Below are 19,317 nucleotides of genomic sequence, written 5' to 3'. Positions count from 1 at the left end.
GATCGCGCCCGAGCGGCTCTGCCACCGACCCGGAGAGGCCGATAGCCGGAGCGGAGCCCTGAATGACTACACCATTGATTGATAAGTCCACCGCTCATGGAAGCGTGGTTTTGCTCGCCCTGGCGTTCGCGCTGTCGGCGTGCATCGGCAACCTGGGCGGCGGCGACGGCTCGCCGCCCGCGGACGACACGGGCGGCGGCAGCTCGAGCAGCGGTGGCCCGGGGTCGCCGGGCCCCGGCGAGGCGCTGGCGTGCGACGCGAACGTCGTCGATCCTGGGCCATCGCCGATGCGGCTGCTCTCGCGGGAGCAGTACCTGAACACCGTGCGCGACCTCGCCGGTGACGTGCCCGGCCTGGAGGAGGCGCTCGGTCCCGCGAGCGAGGCGTCGGCGTTCGGCCTCTTGCAGCCGGACGTGACGCAGGTCGAGCTCGAGCACTTCCAGGCCGCGGCGGACGCGATCGCCGCGGCGATCGCCCTGGACCCGACGGCGCTCGGCGAGGTGGCGCCGTGCGAGGGCGGGGCCGAGCCGCTCGAGTGCGCGCGCCGGATGGTCGTGGCCTTCGGCGCCCGCGCCTACCGCGCGCCGCTCACGGACGCGGCGGACATCGATCGACACCTGCAGCTCTTCAGCTTCGGCGCGGAGACGAGCTATGAGCACGGGATCGAGCTCCTGCTCCGCGGCATGCTGCAGTCGCCGCGCTTCCTGTACCGCGTCGAGATCGGCACCTCGGAGAAGGTGGGCGATCGGGCCGTGAAGCTCTCTCCGTACGAGGTGGCCGCCCGCCTCTCGTACATGCTGTGGGGCACCCTGCCGGACGCCAGGCTGAACGAGGCCATCGCCGATGGCAGCCTGGCCAGCAAGGAGGGCGTCGCGGCGCAGCTCGGCTGGATGCTCGAGGACGAGCGCGGCAAGGCGCTTGTCCATCGCTTCCTCGGCAGCTGGACGCACCTGAACGGCCTGTACAGCGTGGTGAAGGACGCGGAGGCCTTCCCCGAGTGGCAATCGCGGTCGTTCCGCGAGTCGCTGCGCGGGCAGGCCGATGCCTTCTTCGAGCACGTGCTCCACGACGAGGGCGGCAAGCTGAGCGCGCTCTTCACCTCGCCGACGGTCTTCTACAACAAGGACCTGGGCGGGTATTACGGCGTCACCGGCGACGACTCCTTCCAGGCGCTGGAGCGCACGGACGGCACCGCCTCGGGCATCCTGACGCTCCCGGCGCTGCTCGCCATTCAGGCGAAGCCCGCCGAGAGCTCGCCGATCTACCGCGGGAAGTTCGTGCGCGAGGTCCTGCTCTGCCAGCAGCTGCCGGCCCCGCCGGCCAACATCCCGAAGCCGCCCGAGGTCGACCAGAGCAGCTCGACCCGCGAGCGGCTGGCGCAGCACGAGGTGGACCCCGCCTGCGTCAGCTGTCACCAGCTGATCGACCCGATCGGCTTCGGCTTCGAGCACTACGACGCGCTCGGTCGCTACCGCGAGCTCGACGGCGGCGAGCCTGTCGACGCGAGCGGCAAGGTCATCGCCACCCGCGACATGGACGGCGAGTTCGTGGGCGTGAAGGAGCTCGGCGAGCGGCTCGCGCGCAGCGCCGAGGTGGAAGAGTGCGTGGCGCGCCAGTGGTTCCGCTTCGCGATCGCCCGCTTCGAGCAGGAGATGGACGGTTGCTCGATGGAGAGCTTGCTCGAGACCTTCAGGGCGGCAGGCCAGGACCTGAACGCGCTCCCCCGCGCCGTCGTGGAGACGGACGCTTTCCTTTACCGTCGCCCGGTGGACGTGCACACGGACGCGCAGGAGATGCCATGAAGCGAAGAGGCCCTATCGATCTCCGGACCCAGATCAGCCGCCGCAAGCTGCTCGGCGGGTTGAGCGCCCTGACGGTCGCGCTCACGAGCCCCATCTGGCGGACCTCGACGGTGTTCGGAAAGGACGAGAACCAGCCGGGCGCGAAGCGCTTCATCGGCATCTTCTCGGCCAATGGCACGGTGCAGTCGTCGTTCTTCCAGCCGGGGGACGCGCACGAGGCGCCGCTCTCGCTCGGCCCGATCCTGGCCCCGCTCGAGGAGCACAAGCAGAGGATGCTGGTGCTCAAGGGCGTGCACATGAACTCGACGGTCGAGGACGAGCTCGGCGTCGCGAGCGCGAACAAGCCAGGCGGCCCGCACATGAAGGGCCCTGGCGCGATGCTGACGGGCGGCTCGCTGCTCGCCGGCAGCTTCACCGGCGCGGGCGGCCCTGCCGGCTGGGCGGATCGGATCTCGGTCGATCAGGTGATCGCCAGTCGCATCGGCGGCGACACCCAGTTCCCGTCGCTGGAGTTCGGCGTGCGCATCGAGGGACAGGAGCCGCTGCGCGTCATCTCGTACCGCGGCCCGAACCAGCCGAACATCGCGGTCGACGACCCGTTCCAGATGTACTCGCGCATCTTCGCCAACGCGGACCTGTCCGACACGGAGCTGCAGCGGCTGATCGCCGAGCGCCAGAGCGTGCTCGACTTCCTCAAGGACGACATCGGCCGCCTGCAGAAGCGCGTCAGCTCCGAGGACAAGGGTCGGCTCGAGGCGCACCTCGGCGGGCTCCGCAACATCGAGCAGCGGCTGCAGAGCTCGGCGGTCTCGTGCACGCCGCTCGAGATGCCGGAGAAGTTCGACCCGCGAGCGATGGAGAACTATCCGAAGGTCGGCCGGCTGCAGACCGACCTGATGCTGCTCGCGCACATCTGCGGCATGACCCGGGTCTCCACGTTCATGTGGGCCAACGCCGATAGCTGGCAGTACTATCCCTGGATCGGCGTGAACGAGGAGCACCACGAGCTCTCCCACGCCGGCGACGAAGACGCGGTCGCGCGCGAGAAGCTCGTGAAGATCAACGCCTGGCACAGCGAGCAGGTGCAGTACATTCTGGATCAGCTGGCGCTCGCCAGGGAGGTGGACGGCAGCTCGGTGCTGGACAACACGCTCTTGCTCTGGGGCAACGAGCTCGGCGCCGGCAACACGCACACGTACAAGGACATCCCCTGGGTGCTCGCGGGCGGCGCGGGCGGCTACTTCAAGATGGGGCGCTACATGAAGTACGCCGATCTGCCGCACAACAACCTGCTCGTGTCGGTGTGCAATGCGATGGGGCTCGACGACGTGACCACCTTCGGCATCCCCGGCGTGTGCACCGGGGCGCTGCCGGGGCTGGTGGCCTGAGCTGGGGGGGCGGCCGGGGGGGACGTCCTTTGCCCCACCGCACGGCGGCGAAGCGTCTGCACGCCGCCGTCGGGCACGGCTTGCGACGCGCCGGCGCCCGCCTCGTCACCGGCGCGGCGTTTTTGTGATCAACGCCACAGCACGAACCAAAAATGGTCCGTCGTCTTCTGCCGCTGATGTTAAAGCTGTCGCTCGCGTGCCGGATTCACGCGCCGTGGCGGGCCCGAGACTGGTGTCCTTGCCTCGCCCACGGCGTGGGTCTCCGTGCGAAACTTTGTCATGATGTGCCTCGCTGGGTCGACGTCGGCGAGGTGCGGAGTGTAGCGGATGCGAAAGATTCACATTGCTCTGGGCGTGAGGTCATTGACGGATTCTATCGCGGATTACACGCAGCGCCTGGCGGCCCAACCGCAGGTGACGGTGCCGGACCAATACGCGCTTTGGCGCACCGACACGCTGAACTTCTCTATTCGTCAAGTCCCCGCTGGTGAAGCTATGGGATTGCGTCATCTGGGGTGGGAGGACGACGCCGCCAGCGCCTTTGGCGAAGCGCGGGATTGCAATGGCATCCTCTGGGAGGAGTTCAGCTCCGAACAACAGCTGCAAGAGATCCTCGGGCTCTGGCCCCACGCCCAGATCAAGCGCTGACGGCCGATGTCCTGAGATGTCCTGATACGGACAGACCTCGGGGATCCGGCGCACGCGGCCGGTGTGGCGGCGGAGCCCCGCCGCGCCCTCTCCGAGGCTACGCTTCGTCTACGAGGGGCAGCGCGCTCGGGGCCGGCGCCGTCTTGCGGCTCTTCCTCGTCGCGGCCGCGGCGGCGACGTTCTTCCGCATGAAATCGATGACCGGCGCCAGGACGTCCATCACCTTCCGGTCGGTCTGCGCGTGCGTCTTCGCGATCCGGTAGGCTGCATAGAGCGTCTCGCGGAACTTGGCGGCGGTGTAGAGCGTCGAGTCGCCGAGCTCCCCGCCGATCGGCGAGAGGCTCTCCGCGACCTTGCTGAAGAGCAGGTGCTTCTCGATGCGGTCCCGGAGCAGCGCGCTCTCGAAGCGATCCGGGTCCGTCCCTTCGTCCTGATCTGCCAGCGACTCGAACAGGGCGGGCTTCATCTCCACCACGTCGAGCACCTTGTGCAGCATCGCGTGCTCGCCGTCACGCAGCCGCGGCGCGGTCTGCCGCTGCTCCTTCGTCAGCGTCACGAGCCCCGGGAAGAGGCCGTCGAGCTTCTCGCCGAGCTCGGCGGCCAGCGCCTTCGCCTTCTCGGCGCGCGCCCGGAACTCGTCGATCGGCATGTCTTCCCACGTGGTCCAATTCGAATCCTTCTTCTTCGAGGGCATTGATCTCTCCTCTCGTGCTGCGGTTGCAAGCGCGTACCGTAAGATGGCGTATCTGGGCTCGCAAGCGTGGCTGGTCACCGGAGCACGAACTCCGCGCCAGGAGGAGAGCGGATGCGACGTGCGCCGGAGGCAGTTGCAGCACAATCGTAGAAGAGCAGAGCGAATACACACCGACGCGCGGGCCCCGCTCGATCGACGCCGGGACTGACCACGAGAAGCGCCTCCTCCCGTTGCCGCCACCTCCAGCCCAGGCTATTTCGCGGCGGCCTCGAAGATCCAGCTCGTCTCGTGCTCGCTCGGGAGCGAGCGCGAACGGCATGCGACCCAGGCGCGTCCGCCTTCGTTCGCCGGGATCCGCCGATGCTCCACGTCCCTGCCGACGACCTCCATCCGGAGCTTCCCGCGCTCCCACGAGAGCCGCGCTTCCGCCCAGCGCCTGGCGCTCGCGTCGCCTGCGCTGGTATCGGGCGGCCCGACGGGGATCTTCATGTTGACGAGGTTCGGGGACCTCTCGCGCGCGTACTTGCTCTACGTGGCGTGTACGCGGGCGCGGGAGCGGCTCGTGGTCACGTACTCGGGGACGCCGAGCCGGTAGGTGGTGGCGCCGGGCGGGTAGGTGGCTGCACCGCGTCGGCCAGGCGGGATGATCGAGGCACGCGCTCGGGCGGCTCGCTGAGTCGAGCATGATGCCGGGCGACCGGCCGGCCGGTGCCGCGACATGCTCGGTCGCGTGACGTGAGACTCTGCCGCCGACGATCGGCCTCCGAGCAGTGCGCGCCGCTGGGTAGGGACGACGCCTCGGGTGCACGCTTGCTCGACGCCCGCCAGCGCGACCACGTCGCGGTTGTCAGGACAACCCTTGGGGGGTATGATCGAGCATGCCCTCGAAGGATCAGGTAGCGCGGGAGCTCATTGCGGAGCACTTTGCGATCGAGCCGCATCTTCAAGCTGTCTATCGCATCGTCGCTGAGAACGAAGCCAGCGCGACGGAGCCTATCAAGCTGCTGGAGGTCAACGCCGCGACCGTGGCCACCGGAGGCGTCACTCCGTTCGAGTTCGCGCCGACCCAAGACGTTCCGTTCCCAACGGTCATCGCTGAAGTGACGCCCGCGGAGTTCGAGGCGATCCAGGCGGACGATTCGAAGCTCCCGAAGGGCTGGAGGCTCGACCGCGCGCAGCGGTTTACGCGCGACGAGCTGGCAGCGTGACGGATGCCGGAGCAAGGCGTCAGGCCTTTGCCGAAGCGTTCGCAGCACAAGGACGATCGGACTGGGGCGTCTACAAGCATCTCTCGGCGCTCACGAGACCCAGCTTTGCGCAATGTCACACGCTGCACTACCTTCAAATGGCGACCGAGAAGATCGCCAAGGCGTATCGCATCCGCGACACCGCCGCTGACGTGGACGAGCTGGTGAGATATCACACCGGGTTCGTCGAGTTCATCAATCAGTTCTTTCGCTGCGAGACGATTCGCGACGAATATCGAGGGCAGGATGCAGTGCTCCAGACTCTCCAGCGGAATGCGACAACCCTCGCTCGGGAAATCGAGAAGCTCGCACCGGCTACCGACCGATTGGCGTCGCCTGAGAACGCCGAGTACCCGTGGGAGCGCGACGGAAAAATCCTCATTCCGTGCACCTTTGATTTCCCGAACCTCACCATGCTGCGGCGGCCAGGCGGTCGGTCGGTGATGAATCTCGTCGAGCGGGCCTTTAACGATTTTGAACGGTTGCGCATCCAGTAGGTCGCCGGTAGCCGGCCGCGGCTCGTGCGAGATTCAACCGGCCGGCCCGCAGCAGTAGGTCACCACGTCTCCCGGCGCGAGCTCGCCCTCCTGCTCGCCGCCGACGGCCGTGCACGTGGCGGTGCGTTCGACGGTGAATGTCGCGCTGATGCTTCGCGGGACAGAGCCGTGGGGCAGGTCGAAGCATACATCGTCCTCCAGGCCAGTGGAGGGAATGGGCTGGGTACACCCCTCGTCCGCGTAGAACGTGAGCGTCTCCGTCGTCTCCCGTGAGCCCGTCTCCTCGACCTCGCACCTGGTGCACCCCTTCACGCCTCGGTGGGCCTGCACGAGATCGGGATGAGAGTCGGGACACCCCTTGAGCGCCTCATCGCCGTAATACGGCAGGCAGTCACGGAAGCCCGGCGCCAGATCCGGAGTACACTGGGTGCCCAGCGCCCCGCAGATCTGGTCCAGCTCCCAGGCACGCCAGCATGCCCGGACGAGGGTCCCCCAGGAGGCCACCACGTCCTCCGGCGAGAACGACACGTCGCAGGTCGGCTCGGATTCATCGTACGTGACGCCGCCCGCGGCGATGTCCACGTCCTCTACGGGGGGATTCAAGATCACCCTCTGGGATAGGCAGCTGCCATCCCACGCGACCGGCAGGACGAACCCGCCGACGTTCGAGGCGTCACCATCTGTCCCGTCGGCGCAGTGACCACCTTTCTCCGTGGTGATCCGCACGTAGGTCCTCTCTCGCCGCGGCTCGGTGACGCAGCGGGGGCAGCGGTCGAGGGATTTCGGATCCTGGTAGGAGTCCCGAGCGTGATAGGCGTTGACCGCCGTACAATCTGGCGCGTCGCGCGGGTCCCCGATCCAGACCATGTATGTATCACGGGCGTTGAAACGCTCGAAGAAGTCGTGGTCCTCGTCATACAGGGGTCGCGAGCAGCGCCAGGGGCAGGTGTGATCCCTGGCGTTCGGGCACGTCCCGTCGCCGCACGGCAAGCTAGTGCACGATGCCCCGACCAGGGCCGCGCAGGCGCCGAGCGAAAGGAGCGCCGCCGCCATCGATATCGTCTGCATACCCGTCCTCCCTGTCGCGCGCATCATGTTCCCTCCGGCATGCAGCACAGCGTCCTTCTCGCCAGGACCAGCTCGCCCACGAGCTCCCCGCCGCTCGACGCGCATTCCCCGGGCGCGTTGACCCGCCACTCCGCGCGCATGCTCCCGAGCGCTGAACCGGGATCGGCGTCATGACAGACGCGCTGTCGGATCACGGTGGAGTCCAGCAGGTCGGTGCACGCCTCGTCCTCGAACGTCGACACGAGCGCCTCGCACGTGCTCGGCGCCGTTTCGGTGCACGCGCACGGCGTGCAGTCGCGGCTGTCGTCGAGCACCTTCCAGAAGGTGAACCGCTCGGAGAACACGTGGCGCTCGGCGCCACCACCGGAGGGGCACTTCGCGTAGTCTCCCTCCATCTCGCAGCGGACAGGGCCATCCGGCTCGGCGACCAAACGCTCGTATTCCTCCAGCCCTACGCCATCGCCACCCGCCCCATCCAGCAAGGCGTCCTTGCAGGAGGGCTGCTCCGAAGCAGGCCCGATCCAGACGATGCGCGGCGGCGCGTCAAAATCAGGGATGTCGGCGTCGACGCACGTGCCCAAGCAGGCCGCGTTGTTCGTGCCGTCCTCGGTGATGTAATCGCACGCCATGAGCTCGTGGCAGTCATACCCGTCGACGGCCCCGCAGCCGCTCGCCGCCGCGATCGCCGCACCGCCCATGCCAGCCAGCACCGCCAGAATTCGCGCTGCATCGCACCGCCTCATCGCTGCTCCTCCTCGACGCCGGACCATCACCACGCGCCTTCGATCCGGATAGCGCCGCCTTGCGCCGTCGCCTGCGGGACCACGCGGACGCCGCCGCGGTGGTCCGGCGAGGGCGCCCACCAGAACGACGAGAGCGCCGCCGCGCCCACCACACCGCTCGCCACGAAGCTCGCGTTCCCCCCGTCGCGGGCCGCAACGCCGCCGACCCCGGCGCAGCCGCCGCGGCGCGCGGCGGTGCCGCCGGCCGCGACGCCGGCGGCTTCTCCTTCAAGGCCAGCCCGATCGCCGGCGTGTCCCCGCGCAGCGCCTCGAACCGCCCCACGCCGTCCTCGTGGCCGTGCAGCGCCGCCCGTGCCTCATGGCCGCCAGGCTCGACATAGACCACGTAGGTGGCGAGCCCCTGGCCGACGCGCCGGCCGTCCATGAACACCTCGGCCTCGGGCTTGCCCACCACGATCGCGACCGCGGCGACCTCGTGCGCGGCGCGCTCCAGCCCCTGCTGAAACCGAGCCCTCACACCGGGCGCGAGCGCGTCCCCTGCGTCGAGCGCCCGGCGCAGGTGCTCCGCGGCATCGCGGTACCGGCGCAGCGCGAGCTCCGCGAGCCCGAGCTCCCCGGCCCATCGAGGGTCGCCGGTCGACTCCCATGCCGCTCGATACGCCGCCGCTGCATCCTCCCAACGCCCCGCGCGCCGCGCCTGCTCCGCGCGGCGCAGCGTCTCCACGGTCGTCGCGGACGAGACGCCCGCGGGTGCAGCGGCGGAGCGCGAGGCTCCTGATGGCGAGACCGTCGAGGGTGAGCCCCCGGTCCCCGTACCGGGCGACTGCAGCGCCTCGGCCAGCGCGCCGCGGCTCCAGCCTGAAGCGCACAACAGGAGCGCAAGCCCCAGGCACCTCGTCAAGCGCATGGGCGGCGAGCCTATGCGGCGCACCGATCGCCCGCAAGCGCGCATCCCGAGCCCGGAGCGTGCGAGATTTTTGATGGCGAATCAGAATACGTCCACGTAATGCAGCGAGAAACCGCCCTCCGCTCACACCTCGCCACGTCGGCTCAGCGCCTGGCGGGGACCCGGAATCCACCAGGAACGCAACATCGTCAGCCCGGCGGCGCAGGAACGATTTCGAGCACCATCGGGTAACCGGCGGATAATGGATCGGGCATGGATGCAAAGGAGCCCCGCGGCGCGCCCGTCGGAGCGACGGTGCCCACCTGGGAGACCCTCGTCCGCGAGCACCTCCGCTACCTGCGCGGCTGCGTCGTCTCAGAGAGGATCCCAGAGGCCGACAGGGAGGATGTCCTTCAGGAGGTGCTGCACAGCATCTCGCGGGCCTTAGCCACCTTCGACCCAGCCCGGGGCGAGCTGCGCGCCTGGCTGAAGGCGATCGTTCGCAACCATGCATCCATGTACCGGCGCCGCGCCCAGCGACGGCGCGAGCAGCCGTGGCCGGACGAGCCGCTGGAGGTCGCCGACGAGGCGCCGAGCTCCGAGGAGCGCCAGATGGAGCACGAGCGGCGGCAGCTCCTGTCGGCGCTGCTCCTCGAGCTGCCGCCGGAGCGGCGCCAAGCGGTGATCGCCCACGAGCTCGACGAGGCGGGGATCGGGCATGTCGCGGAGCTTCTCTCGATACCTGCCACGACCGCGAAGAGCCGAGTCCGCCATGGCCGCGAGGAGCTCAAGGCGGCGGCGCGCCGGTGGCAGGCGCGCCATCACCGCCGCCTCGCCGCCTTGCTGCCGGTGCGCGCGGCCTGTTGCTCTGGGGAGCGTTCCCGCCGCGCGGCATCGTGGGAGCAGCTGCTGCAGCGCGCCGGGCGCGCGGTCCGTGACGCGGTACGCGGCGCGAGGGCACCGCAGGTATGGCCCATCGCTCACGCCTGCGCCTCGGTCGCGGTGAGCGCCTGGAGCGTGGTCCTGACAGCCGGTCTCCTGCTGGCCGGGCACGGCGGCCTCCTCGCTCCCGGAGGCGCGGCGCGGTCGGGCTCCTCTCTCGCGACGCGCGCTCACGCCCCGTCGACCGCGGCGCCGGCGGGAGTATCGAGCGAGCGCTCGTCTTCAGCCGAGGGCAACAAGCTGCCTTCGCCAGGAACGATGGTGGCCTCGCACGACCATGACAGCACGCCTCTTCGTCCTCGATCCATGCTCCGGCTACCGCAGCGCTCGCACGGCGCTCAGGGCGATGAGCAGGAGCGCCTGAGGATGGCCGCCGCCGCGCGCGCCATCGGGGATGACGCGCTGGCGCGGGCGCTGCTGGAGCGGCGCCGCCACGACCTGCCCGGCATCGCCTCCGCGCCCGACGGCGACGTGCCCCTGGCTCCCTCGACGCCAGCGGCGCCCGATCGCTGAGGAAGAGCGCCTCACCGACGAGGCATCACGAGCACTGACGCCCTGAGGGCCTCGACGTGGGCTGACTCGGCCGCGAGCGACGAAGTCCGCCTGCGCGCACGGCGCGGGCGCGGCCGCCACGGGCGCGCGACGGCGTGAGGGCTCCTCGACAGACACTTTTCCCCGAGATCCGGTATGCAGACTCGACGCCGCACGACAACCGCTGTCCACGAGCACAGCGCGCCCCGACGGGGCTATCCCTGCGTTGCGCAGCACCCCGCGGTCCGCATTCCTGTCGAGCGCATCGTCGCCGAACGCCGCTGGATCGCCGCGCTCGTCAGCGCCGGCGGCGTATCGCCCCGCGACCGTGAGGACGTGGTGCAGAACGTGATCCTGGCTGCATGGATGGCTGTCGAGGAGGGCAGGTACCGCCCGGACGCGTCGGTCGACCCGCGGCGAGCGCTCCTCGGCTGGCTGTACGGCATCGTCTGGCGCAAGGTGGGGCACCACCTCAAGCGCGCCTGGATCCGCCGGGAGATCCCGGTGGCTGATCCATGGAGCGTGCAGCCGGAGCCGCCGCGGGACGACGATCTCCTCGTCCAGGCGCGCGAGCGCATCCTCGCCGTGCGGCTCGCCGTATCCAGGCTGCCGCAGCGAGACCGGGAGATGCTCGCCCTCTGCGCCGTCGGCCATGGGCTCCGCGACGTCGCGCGCAGGCTCGGTATGCCGAGCTCGACGGCGGTTCGGCGGGTCGGCCGAGCTCGAAGCAGGCTTCGGGGTCTGCTCGGCCGTTAGGGACCGACGACTGGCAGCCTGCAGCGTGAGTCGCCCGTCCGCCATCGCGCCTGCGTGCGCCGGGAGAGCCCCGTAAAGCGTGCGGCCAGAGTCACCGTGATCACCGTGCTACGTCGCCCAGAGCACGGAGAGGTCGAGCTCGATGGCCTCGAAGGGCACGAGACGGACGCGCGCAGCGTCGCGGTAGACCGGGCCGCGCTCCCACTCCGGACCAGGAACGAGCGAGAAGGTCTCGAGCGTGCGCTTGACGGGATCAACGAGCCAGGCGTGCCGCACGTCTTCGCGTGCGTACACGGGCATCTTCTCCTCGCGATCGACCCGCTCCGTCGACGGGCTCAAGACATCGCAGATCCAATCCGGGGCGAGCGCGAAGTAGGCCGTCTCCGGCAGCTCGGGCATCCTCTCGCGCCGCCAGCCGGCAATGTCCGGCACGACCGCATCCACCTCACCCGGCGCGGCCGGGTCAGGGAAGCGCAGCTCGGGCTCGTCGAGGATCCACCAGCCACCAGGGCCTCCACGACCACGCTGGAAAGGGCCGCCGATCTCGATACCCAGGACCGAGCTCGCGTTCGCGTGTCGCGGCGCGGGTCGGGGCATGACGTGCAGCACGCCCCCGATGAGCTCCGCCACCTTGTTCGGCGGGACGGCCTCGAGGTCGGCGTAGGTGGCGCGGCGGGTCTTCGCGGCGGGCTGACCCATGGTCCAAGCCTGCCCGGGGGCACGCGGCGAGGCAAGACCACCGTGCTCGCGCGCGACGCAATACAGCACCTCCGCTCCGAAGCGAGAGGCTCAATCCGTCCATCAATCTGGAGGCCTTGCCCGGGCGGTTTGCGGCGAGGGTGACGCGCTCGGTCGCGGCGCTCGTGAGCGCCGAGGTCCCGGGTGCGCTCGTGAGCCTGCTCCCGAACCGCCCCACGGTTGCCCCGAACCGCCTCACCGTTGCCCCGAACCGCCTCACCGTTGCCCCGAACCGCCTCACCGTTGCCCCGAACCGCCTCACCGTTGCCCCGAACCGCCTCACCGTTGCCCCGAACCGCCCCACGGTTGCCCCGAACCGCCTCACCGTTGCCCCGAACCGCCTCACCGTTGCCCCGAACCGCCTCACCGTTGCCCCGAACCGCCTCACCGTTGCCCCGAACCGCCTCACCGTTGCCCCGAACCGCTCCACGGCTGCCCCGAACCGCTCCACAGGACCCTTTTTCGCTTCTGCCCCCCGGTGGCCCCCGGGTCTGCCGCCCTTCTCGCCTCTGCCCCCCGGTGGCCCCCGGGTCTGCCGCCCTTCTCGCCTCTGCCCCCCGGTGATCCCCCGGTCTGGCGCCCCTCGGCAATGCAGCGCATGGCTCGCGTGCCGTCCCCTCTCCCTCGGCCCGGCTTCCTTGACGCTCGCCCCGCCCTCCCGCATCCTCACGGCGGATGTCCCTTACCCGGCGACCCCACCGTCCACGCAGCGCGATCCTTCGCTGGATCTGCGCCGCGCTTCCGGTGTTCCTCGTCGTCGGGCTCCTCGCTCAGGGCCACACTCTCCAGGCGCTCGGCATGTCGGTCGCTTGCGAGCACCCGTTGCTCGTGTCCTCCTCCCCGGACGATCGCGATGACGGATCGCCGGACCGCTCGCACCACGACTGTCCACCGAGCTGCCAGGACTGCGCCTGCGGCCGCATCCCCATGATGCTGCCCCTGGACGAGGTGCTGCCCTACATCCTCCTCGAGGCTTACGAGATCGCCGTATCGACCCCGCCGGAGATGCCGGGGCGCTCCCTCACGTACCGCCTCGAACGGCCACCCCGACGCCCGCGCGCCTGAGGCGCCCACATCAGGTGTCGCGATCACGAGCACGGCAGCAGCGTCCAGGTGCATGAGCGCCTCTGCGCGACGCCGCCGGAGGCTCCGTCCCCTCGCGCGAACCTGACCGGGCACAACCGCGGTTCTTCGCGCGAGCGCTCGACGCGCTCGAGGGCTGTCCGTCCATGCTCCGCACGCAATCACGTCGTCTGCTCGTCATTACATCGACCGCTCTCCACCTCCTGATACCGAAGGCGGCGGTCGCCGCCGAGGCCCCGCTCACCCGCGCGCGGGTCGCCGAGCTCGCACGCGCTGCGCCGGCCGCGCGCGTCGCCTCTTCCGAGGCCGCCGTCGCCGGCGCCGCCGTCACCGCCGCGGGGGTCGTCTCGCTCGAAAACCCGGTCCTGTCCGGGATGGGAGGGATCCGCTTCAACCCCGATGGGGGCAGGCCGGCCGCCGCCACGGCCTCGCTGTCGTGGCCGATCGAGCTCGGCGGCCAGCGAGGCGCGCGCGTCGAGGCCGCCAGGGCGGAGCAGCGCGCCGCCCTGGCCACCGCCGAGGGGACCCAGCGGCGCCTGCTGCTGGCCGCGCTCCTCCAGCACGCGCTCGTGCTGCGCGACGAGGCGCAGGTCGCCCTCGCGACGGAGCGCCGCGCGCTCGCCCAGCGGCTCCTCGCCACCTCGGAGAAGCGCAAGAAGGCGGGGGAAGTGCCGGAGATCGACGTGACGCTCGCGAGGCTCCAGGAGGGGCGCGACGCCGCCGCCGAGGCGGCCGCCGTGGGGACGCGCGAGGCCGACACGCTGGGGCTCCTGTCGATGCTGGGCCTCCCCTCGAAGGACGGGAAGGTCACGGGGGCGCTGGTGCCTCCGGAAGCCCCACCTCCCCTGGCGACGCTGCTCCGCGGCGCCGATCAGCGGGCCGACGTGCGCGCCGCCCGCGCGGCGCTGGAGGCGGCCAGGGCCCGGTCCGGTCGAGAGCGGGCCGGACGATGGCCGACCGTCAGCGTGCTCGCCCAGTACGAGCGGGACGACCAGGCCAACATCGGGATGATCGGCCTCGCCGTGCCCGTGCCGATCCTGAACGCGAACCGGGCGGGGGTCGCGACGGCCGAGGCCGAGGTCGACGCCGCGACGGCCCGCCTCGCCGCGAGCCGGGCCAGCGCGGCGGGCGACATCCAGGGGCTCTACGCGCGCTACGAGGCGACGCGGAACGCGCTCGCACATCTCGCGCCTGCCGCGCGCCTCTCGATGCAGGCCGTGGCGCTGTCGACGAGGGGATACGAGCTCGGAGAGAACGACCTCGCGAGCGTCCTCCTCGTGCGCCGCGAGGCGCTCGACGCCCAGGCCGCGCTCCTCGACGCCGAGCACGCCCACGCGAACGCCAAGATCGAGCTGCTGGTCGCGGCGGGGAGGGCCCCGCAATGAGCGCTCCCAAGGTGAAGCCCAAGGTGAAGCCCAAGGTGAAGATCGAGCTGACGCGCGCGAAGATCGCCGCGCTGGTAGGGGGGCTCCTGCTCCTCATCGCCGCGGTGGCGACCGGGACCGTGCTCGTCGAGCACTCGGTTCACGATCACGACGCCGAGGAGCACGAGGGCCACGACCACGGCAAGCCCGGCGAGGCGGCCCACGACCACGGCGAGCCCGGAGAGGCGGCCCATGGCCACGGCGAGCACGCAGAGGGCGAGCACGGCCACGGCGAGCACGCAGAGGGCGAGCACGAGGAAGGCAAGGTCAAGCTGTCGCCCGAGGCGCTCGACAACGCGCGGCTCGAGCTCCTGACGGCCGGTCCGGGCAAGGTCGCGGACACCGTCTCGCTCCCGGGAGAGGTGGCGCTCAACGCCGAAGCCCTCGCCCACGTCACGCCTCGCGTGTCCGGCACGGCGCGCGAGGTGAGGAAGCAGCTCGGCGACACCGTGAAGAAGGGCGACGTGCTCGCGATCCTCGACAGCCGCGAGTTCGCGGAGCTCCAGCGGGAGCTCTTGACCGCGAAGGAGCGGCTCGAGCTCGCGGAGGCGAACTTCAACCGCGAAGAGGCGCTCTGGAAGGAGAAGATCGCCGCCGAGAAGGAGTACCTCTCGTCGAAGCAGGCGCTCGCCGAGGCGAAGATCGAGCATCGCAGCGCCGCCCAGAAGCTCCAGGCGTCGTCCGGCGCGGGCTCCGGCGCGAAGGGGGGCGCGTACGCGCTCATCGCCCCGATCGACGGCACGATCATCGAGAAGCACATCAACATCGGCGAGGTGCTCAAGGACGACACGCAGGCGTTCGTCATCGCCGATCTCTCGACGATCTGGGTCAACGTCACCGTGTACGCGAAGGACCTCGCGCGCGTCAGCGCCGGCCAGCCCGCCCGCGTGCGGGCCGAGGGCATCGAACAGCCCGCGGACGGCGAGATCGCCTATGTCGGCCCGGTCGTCGGGGAGCAGACGCGCTCGGCCACCGCGCGCGTCGTGCTGAAGAACCCCGGCGCCGCGTGGCGGCCCGGTCTGTTCGTGACCGCCGACGTGGCCGTCGCCGAGGTCGACGCGCCGGTCGTCGTCTCGTACGACGGGCTGCAGCGCGTCGAGGGGAAGGACGTCGTCTTCGTCCAGGAGGGCGACGCCTTCGAGGCCCGGGCCATCAAGCCGGGCCGCTACGGCAAGGCGCCAGGCGAGCAGGGCGCCGACCTCGTCGAGGTGCTGGACGGCATCGCCTCGGGGGAGCGCTACGTCGGCAAGAACAGCTTCCTCCTCAAGGCCGAGCTCGGGAAATCCGAGGCGGGCCACGACCACGCGCACTGAGGAGGAACCGATGCTCACCCTCCTTGCGAAGATCCTCGCGTTCTCCGTCCGCCATCGCTGGCTCGTCGTGGTCCTCACGCTCGCGGTCGGAGCGCTCGGCGTCTACAACTTCAACCGCCTGCCGATCGACGCGGTGCCCGACATCACCAACGTCCAGGTGCAGATCAACACCTCGGTCAAGGCGCTGTCGCCCGTCGAGGTCGAGCGGCGCGTCACCTTCCCGATCGAGTGGGCGATGGGCGGCATCCCCAGCGTCGAGCAGGTCCGGTCCCTGTCGCGCTACGGCCTGTCGCAGGTGACGGTCATCTTCAAGGACGGCACCGACATCTTCTGGGCGCGCCAGCTCGTGAGCGAGCGCCTCGCGGCGGCCAAGGAGAGCCTGCCGCCCGGCCTCGGCGAGCCGCAGATGGGCCCGATCGCGACCGGGCTCGGCGAGATCTACATGTGGACGCTCGAGGCCTCGCCCGAGGCCCGGCGGCCCGACGGCAAGCCGTACGAGCTCACCGATCTGCGCACCATCCAGGACTGGATCGTGCGCCCGCAGCTCCGCACGGTCCAGGGCGTCACGGAGATCAACTCGATCGGCGGCTATGAGCAGCTCTACCAGGTCTCGCCCGATCCCGCGAAGCTCGTCGGCTACGGCCTGTCGTTCCGCGACGTGCTCGAGGCCGTCGCGAAGAACAACGCCAACGCGGGCGGCGGCTACATCGAGCACAAGGGCGAGCAGTACCTGATCCGCGCGACCGGGCTCGTCCAGGGCCAGGACGACATCCGCCGCATCCTCGTCGGCCATCACGATGGGGTCCCGATCCGCGTCGGGGACGTCGCGGAGGTGGGCGTGGGCCGCGAGCTCCGCACCGGCGCCGCGACCGAGGACGGGCGCGAGGTCGTCATCGGCACCGCCATCATGCTCGTCGGCGAGAACAGCCGGTCCGTCTCGCAGCGCGTCAGCGAGCGGATGCAGTCGGTCAACAAGTCGCTCCCGGAGGGGGTCACGGCCAAGACCGTCTACGACCGCACCTACCTCGTCGATGCGACCCTGAGCACCGTGCAGCGGAGCCTCCTCGAGGGCGCGGCGCTGGTCGTCGTCGTGCTGTTCCTCCTGCTCGGCAACGTCCGCGCCGCGCTCATCGCCGCCCTCGCCATCCCGTTCTCGATGCTCATCGCCATCACCGGCATGGTCGAGGGCAAGATCAGCGGCAACCTGATGAGCCTCGGGGCGATCGACTTCGGCCTCATCGTCGACGGCTCGGTCATCATCGTCGAGAACTGCGTCCGGCGCTTCGCCGAGGAGCAGCACCGGCTCGGGCGGGTGCTCACCCGCGACGAGCGGATCGAGCTGGCCTACGAGGCCTCGCAGGAGGTCCGGAAAGCGACGATCTTCGGCGAGATCATCATCGCGATCGTCTACCTGCCGATCCTGACGCTCACGGGCATCGAGGGGAAGATGTTCAGGCCGATGGCGGAGACGGTGGTCCTCGCGCTCGCCGGCGCGACGATCCTGTCGATGACGTTCATCCCCGCGCTGGTGGCGCTCGTCCTGACCGGCAAGGTGGACGAGAAGGAGAACTTCCTCTTCCGGCGCGCCAAGCGCGGCTACGAGCGGGTCCTCGGCTGGGCCCTCGCCCACCGCGGCCCGGTGGTGATCGGCGCGCTCGCCCTGCTCGCGATCTCCGGGTTCGCCGCGACCCGGCTCGGCAGCGAGTTCGCGCCCAAGCTGAGCGAAGGCGCCCTGGCGCTCCAGCCGGCGAGGATCCCCTCGATCGGGATCACCACGAGCGTCGAGATGCAGATGCAGCTCGAGCGCGTGCTCAAGGAGCGGTTCCCGGACGAGATCGAGCACATCTTCGCCCGGACGGGGACGGCCGAGGTCGCGACCGATCCGATGGGCCCCAACGTCTCCGACACCTACCTGATGCTGAAGCCGCGAAGCGCGTGGAAGAAGGCGAAGACGCAGGAGGAGCTCGCGGAGGCGATCGAGGAGGTCGTCGAGGAGCTACCCGGGCAGAACTACGAGTTCAGCCAGCCCATCGAGCTCCGGTTCAACGAGCTCATCTCGGGCGTGCGGAGCGACGTCGCCGTGAAGGTCTTCGGCGACGACCTCGACGTCATGCTCAAGGAGGCGCAGAAGATCGGCGGCATCCTCGGAAAGACGCCGGGCGCCGCCGACGTCAAGGTCGAGCAGGTCACGGGGCTGCCGGTGCTCACGATCGACATCGACCGGGACGCCGCCGCCCGTTACGGGCTCAACATCGGTGACGTGCAGGCGGTGGTGGAGGCAGCGGTCGGGGGCATCAGCGCCGGCGAGGTGTTCGAGGGCGACAAGCGCTTCGACCTCGTCATCCGCCTGCCCGAGGCGATCCGCGGCGACATCCGCGCGCTCCAGAACCTGCCCGTCCCGCTGCCGGCGGCGGACGCCCCGGAAGGCGCCACGCGGACCGCCGCCATGACCGGGCGCGCCGGACAGCGCGCGGCGTTCGTCCCGCTCGGCTCGGTGGCCAAGATCTCCATCGAGGAGGGGCCGAACCAGGTGAGCCGGGAGAACGGAAAGCGCCGGGTCGTGGTGCAAGCGAACGTGCGCGGGCGGGACCTCGGGAGCTTCGTGGCCGACGCGCAGCAGCGGATCGACGCCGAGGTGAAGCTCCCGGCCGGCTACTGGACGGCCTGGGGAGGGCAGTTCGAGAACCTCATCGCCGCGCGCCAGCGGCTCGCCCTGGTCGTGCCGGCCGCGCTCGGGCTCATCTTCGGGTTGCTCTTCCTGTCCTTCGGGGCGCTCAAGAACGCCTTGTTGATCTTCACCGGCGTCCCGCTCGCGCTGACCGGGGGCATCTTCGCGCTCTGGATCCGCGGGCTGCCGGTCTCGATCTCGGCGGCCGTCGGGTTCATCGCGCTCTCGGGCGTCGCCGTGCTCAACGGCCTCGTGATGGTGACCTTCATCGAGAACATGCGCCATCAGGGCGAGTCGCTCGACGATGCCGTCTTCCACGGCTCGATCGCGCGGCTCCGCCCCGTGCTCATGACGGCGCTCGTCGCCGCCCTCGGCTTCGTCCCGATGGCGCTCGCGACCGGCACCGGCTCCGAGGTGCAGCGGCCGCTCGCGACCGTCGTGATCGGGGGCATCATCTCGTCGACGGCCCTCACGCTCCTGATCCTGCCGACGCTGTATCGCTTGTTTCATGCAAGAGAGGCGCAAGCCGCTTTGGCGCCTCCAGTCCCCGAACACACCATCGATGAAGGAGATCCCCATGCGTGAGCGACATCGTTATTTCCTCGTGCTTGCCGCCCTCGTCGCCATGGCGGCCGCCGCGAGCGCCGCCGGCTGCGGCGGCGACAACTGCCATGAAGGCGAGCATTGCGAGGAGGGCGAGGGAGGCGGGCCCGAGGGCGCGGGCGGGGCCGGCGGGGGCAGCGAGGCGGGGATGGCCCGCCCCGCACGCTAGCCGAGCGGAGGGCGTGTTCGCGACGCGCCGTCGCGCGCCCGCTCCGGCGCGGCCGTTCGGCTCTGCTCTATTCACCTCGCGCATCACGCTCGTGCGCAGGTCGGCGGGGGAGTGGCA

18 protein-coding genes are annotated in these 19,317 nt (G+C 70.3%); 12 read left to right on the top strand and 6 right to left on the bottom strand.

Annotated features, from left to right (window positions below):
- The first annotated feature begins 104 nt into the window (after nt 1-104).
- The 3 genes from WME85_RS04000 (at nt 105) to WME85_RS03990 (ending at nt 3,838) form a co-directional block, all read left to right on the top strand.
- Nucleotides 105-1,802: a DUF1592 domain-containing protein gene (locus tag WME85_RS04000; RefSeq protein WP_437835355.1), complete on the top strand. Its 1,698-nt coding sequence runs from the start codon at nt 105-107 to the stop codon at nt 1,800-1,802.
- On the top strand, nt 1,799-3,190 hold the full coding sequence (locus WME85_RS03995) for a DUF1552 domain-containing protein (RefSeq protein ID WP_437835354.1): 1,392 nt from the start codon (nt 1,799-1,801) through the stop codon (nt 3,188-3,190). The genes WME85_RS04000 and WME85_RS03995 overlap by 4 nt, the downstream gene beginning before the upstream one ends.
- A gap of 327 nt (nt 3,191-3,517) precedes the next feature.
- Nucleotides 3,518-3,838, top strand: a complete 321-nt coding sequence (locus tag WME85_RS03990) for a hypothetical protein (protein WP_437835353.1) — start codon at nt 3,518-3,520, stop codon at nt 3,836-3,838.
- Nucleotides 3,839-3,935: 97 nt separating this feature from the next.
- Here WME85_RS03990 and WME85_RS03985 read toward each other — a convergent pair whose 3' ends face one another.
- On the bottom strand, nt 3,936-4,532 hold the full coding sequence (locus WME85_RS03985) for a hypothetical protein (RefSeq protein ID WP_437835352.1): 597 nt from the start codon (nt 4,530-4,532) through the stop codon (nt 3,936-3,938).
- A gap of 252 nt (nt 4,533-4,784) precedes the next feature.
- Nucleotides 4,785-5,021: a hypothetical protein gene (locus tag WME85_RS03980; protein WP_437835351.1), complete on the bottom strand. Its 237-nt coding sequence runs from the start codon at nt 5,019-5,021 to the stop codon at nt 4,785-4,787.
- A gap of 389 nt (nt 5,022-5,410) precedes the next feature.
- On the opposite strand from WME85_RS03980, the gene WME85_RS03975 reads away from it, so the two are divergent.
- Together WME85_RS03975 and WME85_RS03970 are read left to right on the top strand one after the other, a co-directional pair.
- The gene (locus WME85_RS03975; RefSeq protein ID WP_437835350.1) at nt 5,411-5,740 is read left to right on the top strand and encodes a hypothetical protein; all 330 of its coding nucleotides are present in this window, start codon (nt 5,411-5,413) and stop codon (nt 5,738-5,740) included.
- Nucleotides 5,737-6,276, top strand: a complete 540-nt coding sequence (locus tag WME85_RS03970; RefSeq protein WP_437835349.1) for a hypothetical protein — start codon at nt 5,737-5,739, stop codon at nt 6,274-6,276. The genes WME85_RS03975 and WME85_RS03970 overlap by 4 nt, the downstream gene beginning before the upstream one ends.
- 33 nt (nt 6,277-6,309) lie before the next feature.
- On the opposite strand, the gene WME85_RS03965 is transcribed toward WME85_RS03970, so the two are convergent.
- The 3 genes from WME85_RS03965 to WME85_RS03955 are packed head-to-tail and all read right to left on the bottom strand — an operon-like array spanning nt 6,310 to nt 8,994.
- Nucleotides 6,310-7,344: a hypothetical protein gene (locus WME85_RS03965; protein WP_437835348.1), complete on the bottom strand. Its 1,035-nt coding sequence runs from the start codon at nt 7,342-7,344 to the stop codon at nt 6,310-6,312.
- A 23-nt stretch (nt 7,345-7,367) separates the two neighbouring features.
- A complete protein-coding gene (locus WME85_RS03960; protein ID WP_437835347.1) occupies nt 7,368-8,042 on the bottom strand; it encodes a hypothetical protein in 675 nt (224 codons plus the stop codon).
- Nucleotides 7,987-8,994 (bottom strand): hypothetical protein, encoded by a 1,008-nt coding sequence (locus WME85_RS03955; RefSeq protein WP_437835346.1) that lies wholly within the window; start codon nt 8,992-8,994, stop codon nt 7,987-7,989. The genes WME85_RS03960 and WME85_RS03955 overlap by 56 nt, the downstream gene beginning before the upstream one ends.
- Nucleotides 8,995-9,246: 252 nt before the next feature.
- Here WME85_RS03955 and WME85_RS03950 point away from each other — a divergent pair, with 252 nt between their 5' ends.
- Both WME85_RS03950 and WME85_RS03945 read left to right on the top strand, forming a co-directional pair.
- A complete protein-coding gene (locus WME85_RS03950) occupies nt 9,247-10,428 on the top strand; it encodes a sigma-70 family RNA polymerase sigma factor (protein WP_437835345.1) in 1,182 nt (393 codons plus the stop codon).
- A gap of 174 nt (nt 10,429-10,602) precedes the next feature.
- Complete coding sequence (locus tag WME85_RS03945; protein WP_437835344.1) at nt 10,603-11,202, top strand: RNA polymerase sigma factor; 600 nt, start codon at nt 10,603-10,605, stop codon at nt 11,200-11,202.
- A 108-nt stretch (nt 11,203-11,310) separates the two neighbouring features.
- Here WME85_RS03945 and WME85_RS03940 read toward each other — a convergent pair whose 3' ends face one another.
- Nucleotides 11,311-11,901, bottom strand: coding sequence for a Uma2 family endonuclease (locus WME85_RS03940; RefSeq protein ID WP_437835343.1), 591 nt, complete (start codon nt 11,899-11,901; stop codon nt 11,311-11,313).
- Nucleotides 11,902-12,738: 837 nt separating this feature from the next.
- Between WME85_RS03940 and WME85_RS03935 the strand changes: the two genes are divergently transcribed.
- The 5 genes from WME85_RS03935 (at nt 12,739) to WME85_RS03915 (ending at nt 19,200) form a co-directional block, all read left to right on the top strand.
- Nucleotides 12,739-13,005, top strand: a complete 267-nt coding sequence (locus WME85_RS03935) for a hypothetical protein (RefSeq protein WP_437835342.1) — start codon at nt 12,739-12,741, stop codon at nt 13,003-13,005.
- Nucleotides 13,006-13,169: 164 nt separating this feature from the next.
- The gene (locus WME85_RS03930) at nt 13,170-14,408 is read left to right on the top strand and encodes a TolC family protein (RefSeq protein WP_437835341.1); all 1,239 of its coding nucleotides are present in this window, start codon (nt 13,170-13,172) and stop codon (nt 14,406-14,408) included.
- The gene (locus tag WME85_RS03925; protein WP_437835340.1) at nt 14,405-15,760 is read left to right on the top strand and encodes an efflux RND transporter periplasmic adaptor subunit; all 1,356 of its coding nucleotides are present in this window, start codon (nt 14,405-14,407) and stop codon (nt 15,758-15,760) included. Before WME85_RS03930 ends, WME85_RS03925 begins: the two co-directional genes overlap by 4 nt.
- A gap of 10 nt (nt 15,761-15,770) precedes the next feature.
- Nucleotides 15,771-19,013: an efflux RND transporter permease subunit gene (locus WME85_RS03920; protein ID WP_437835339.1), complete on the top strand. Its 3,243-nt coding sequence runs from the start codon at nt 15,771-15,773 to the stop codon at nt 19,011-19,013.
- Nucleotides 19,006-19,200 carry a hypothetical protein gene (locus WME85_RS03915; protein WP_437835338.1) on the top strand — a complete coding sequence of 65 codons (195 nt, stop codon included), beginning with the start codon at nt 19,006-19,008 and terminating at the stop codon, nt 19,198-19,200. The genes WME85_RS03920 and WME85_RS03915 overlap by 8 nt, the downstream gene beginning before the upstream one ends.
- Nucleotides 19,201-19,317 lie beyond the last annotated feature (117 nt).

The organism is Sorangium sp. So ce1153 (assembly GCF_051521595.1).
Classification (GTDB): Bacteria; Myxococcota_A; Polyangia; order Polyangiales; family Polyangiaceae; genus Sorangium.
Note: the sequence above shows the minus strand (reverse complement) of the source record. Positions and strands in the feature narration are given on the sequence as shown.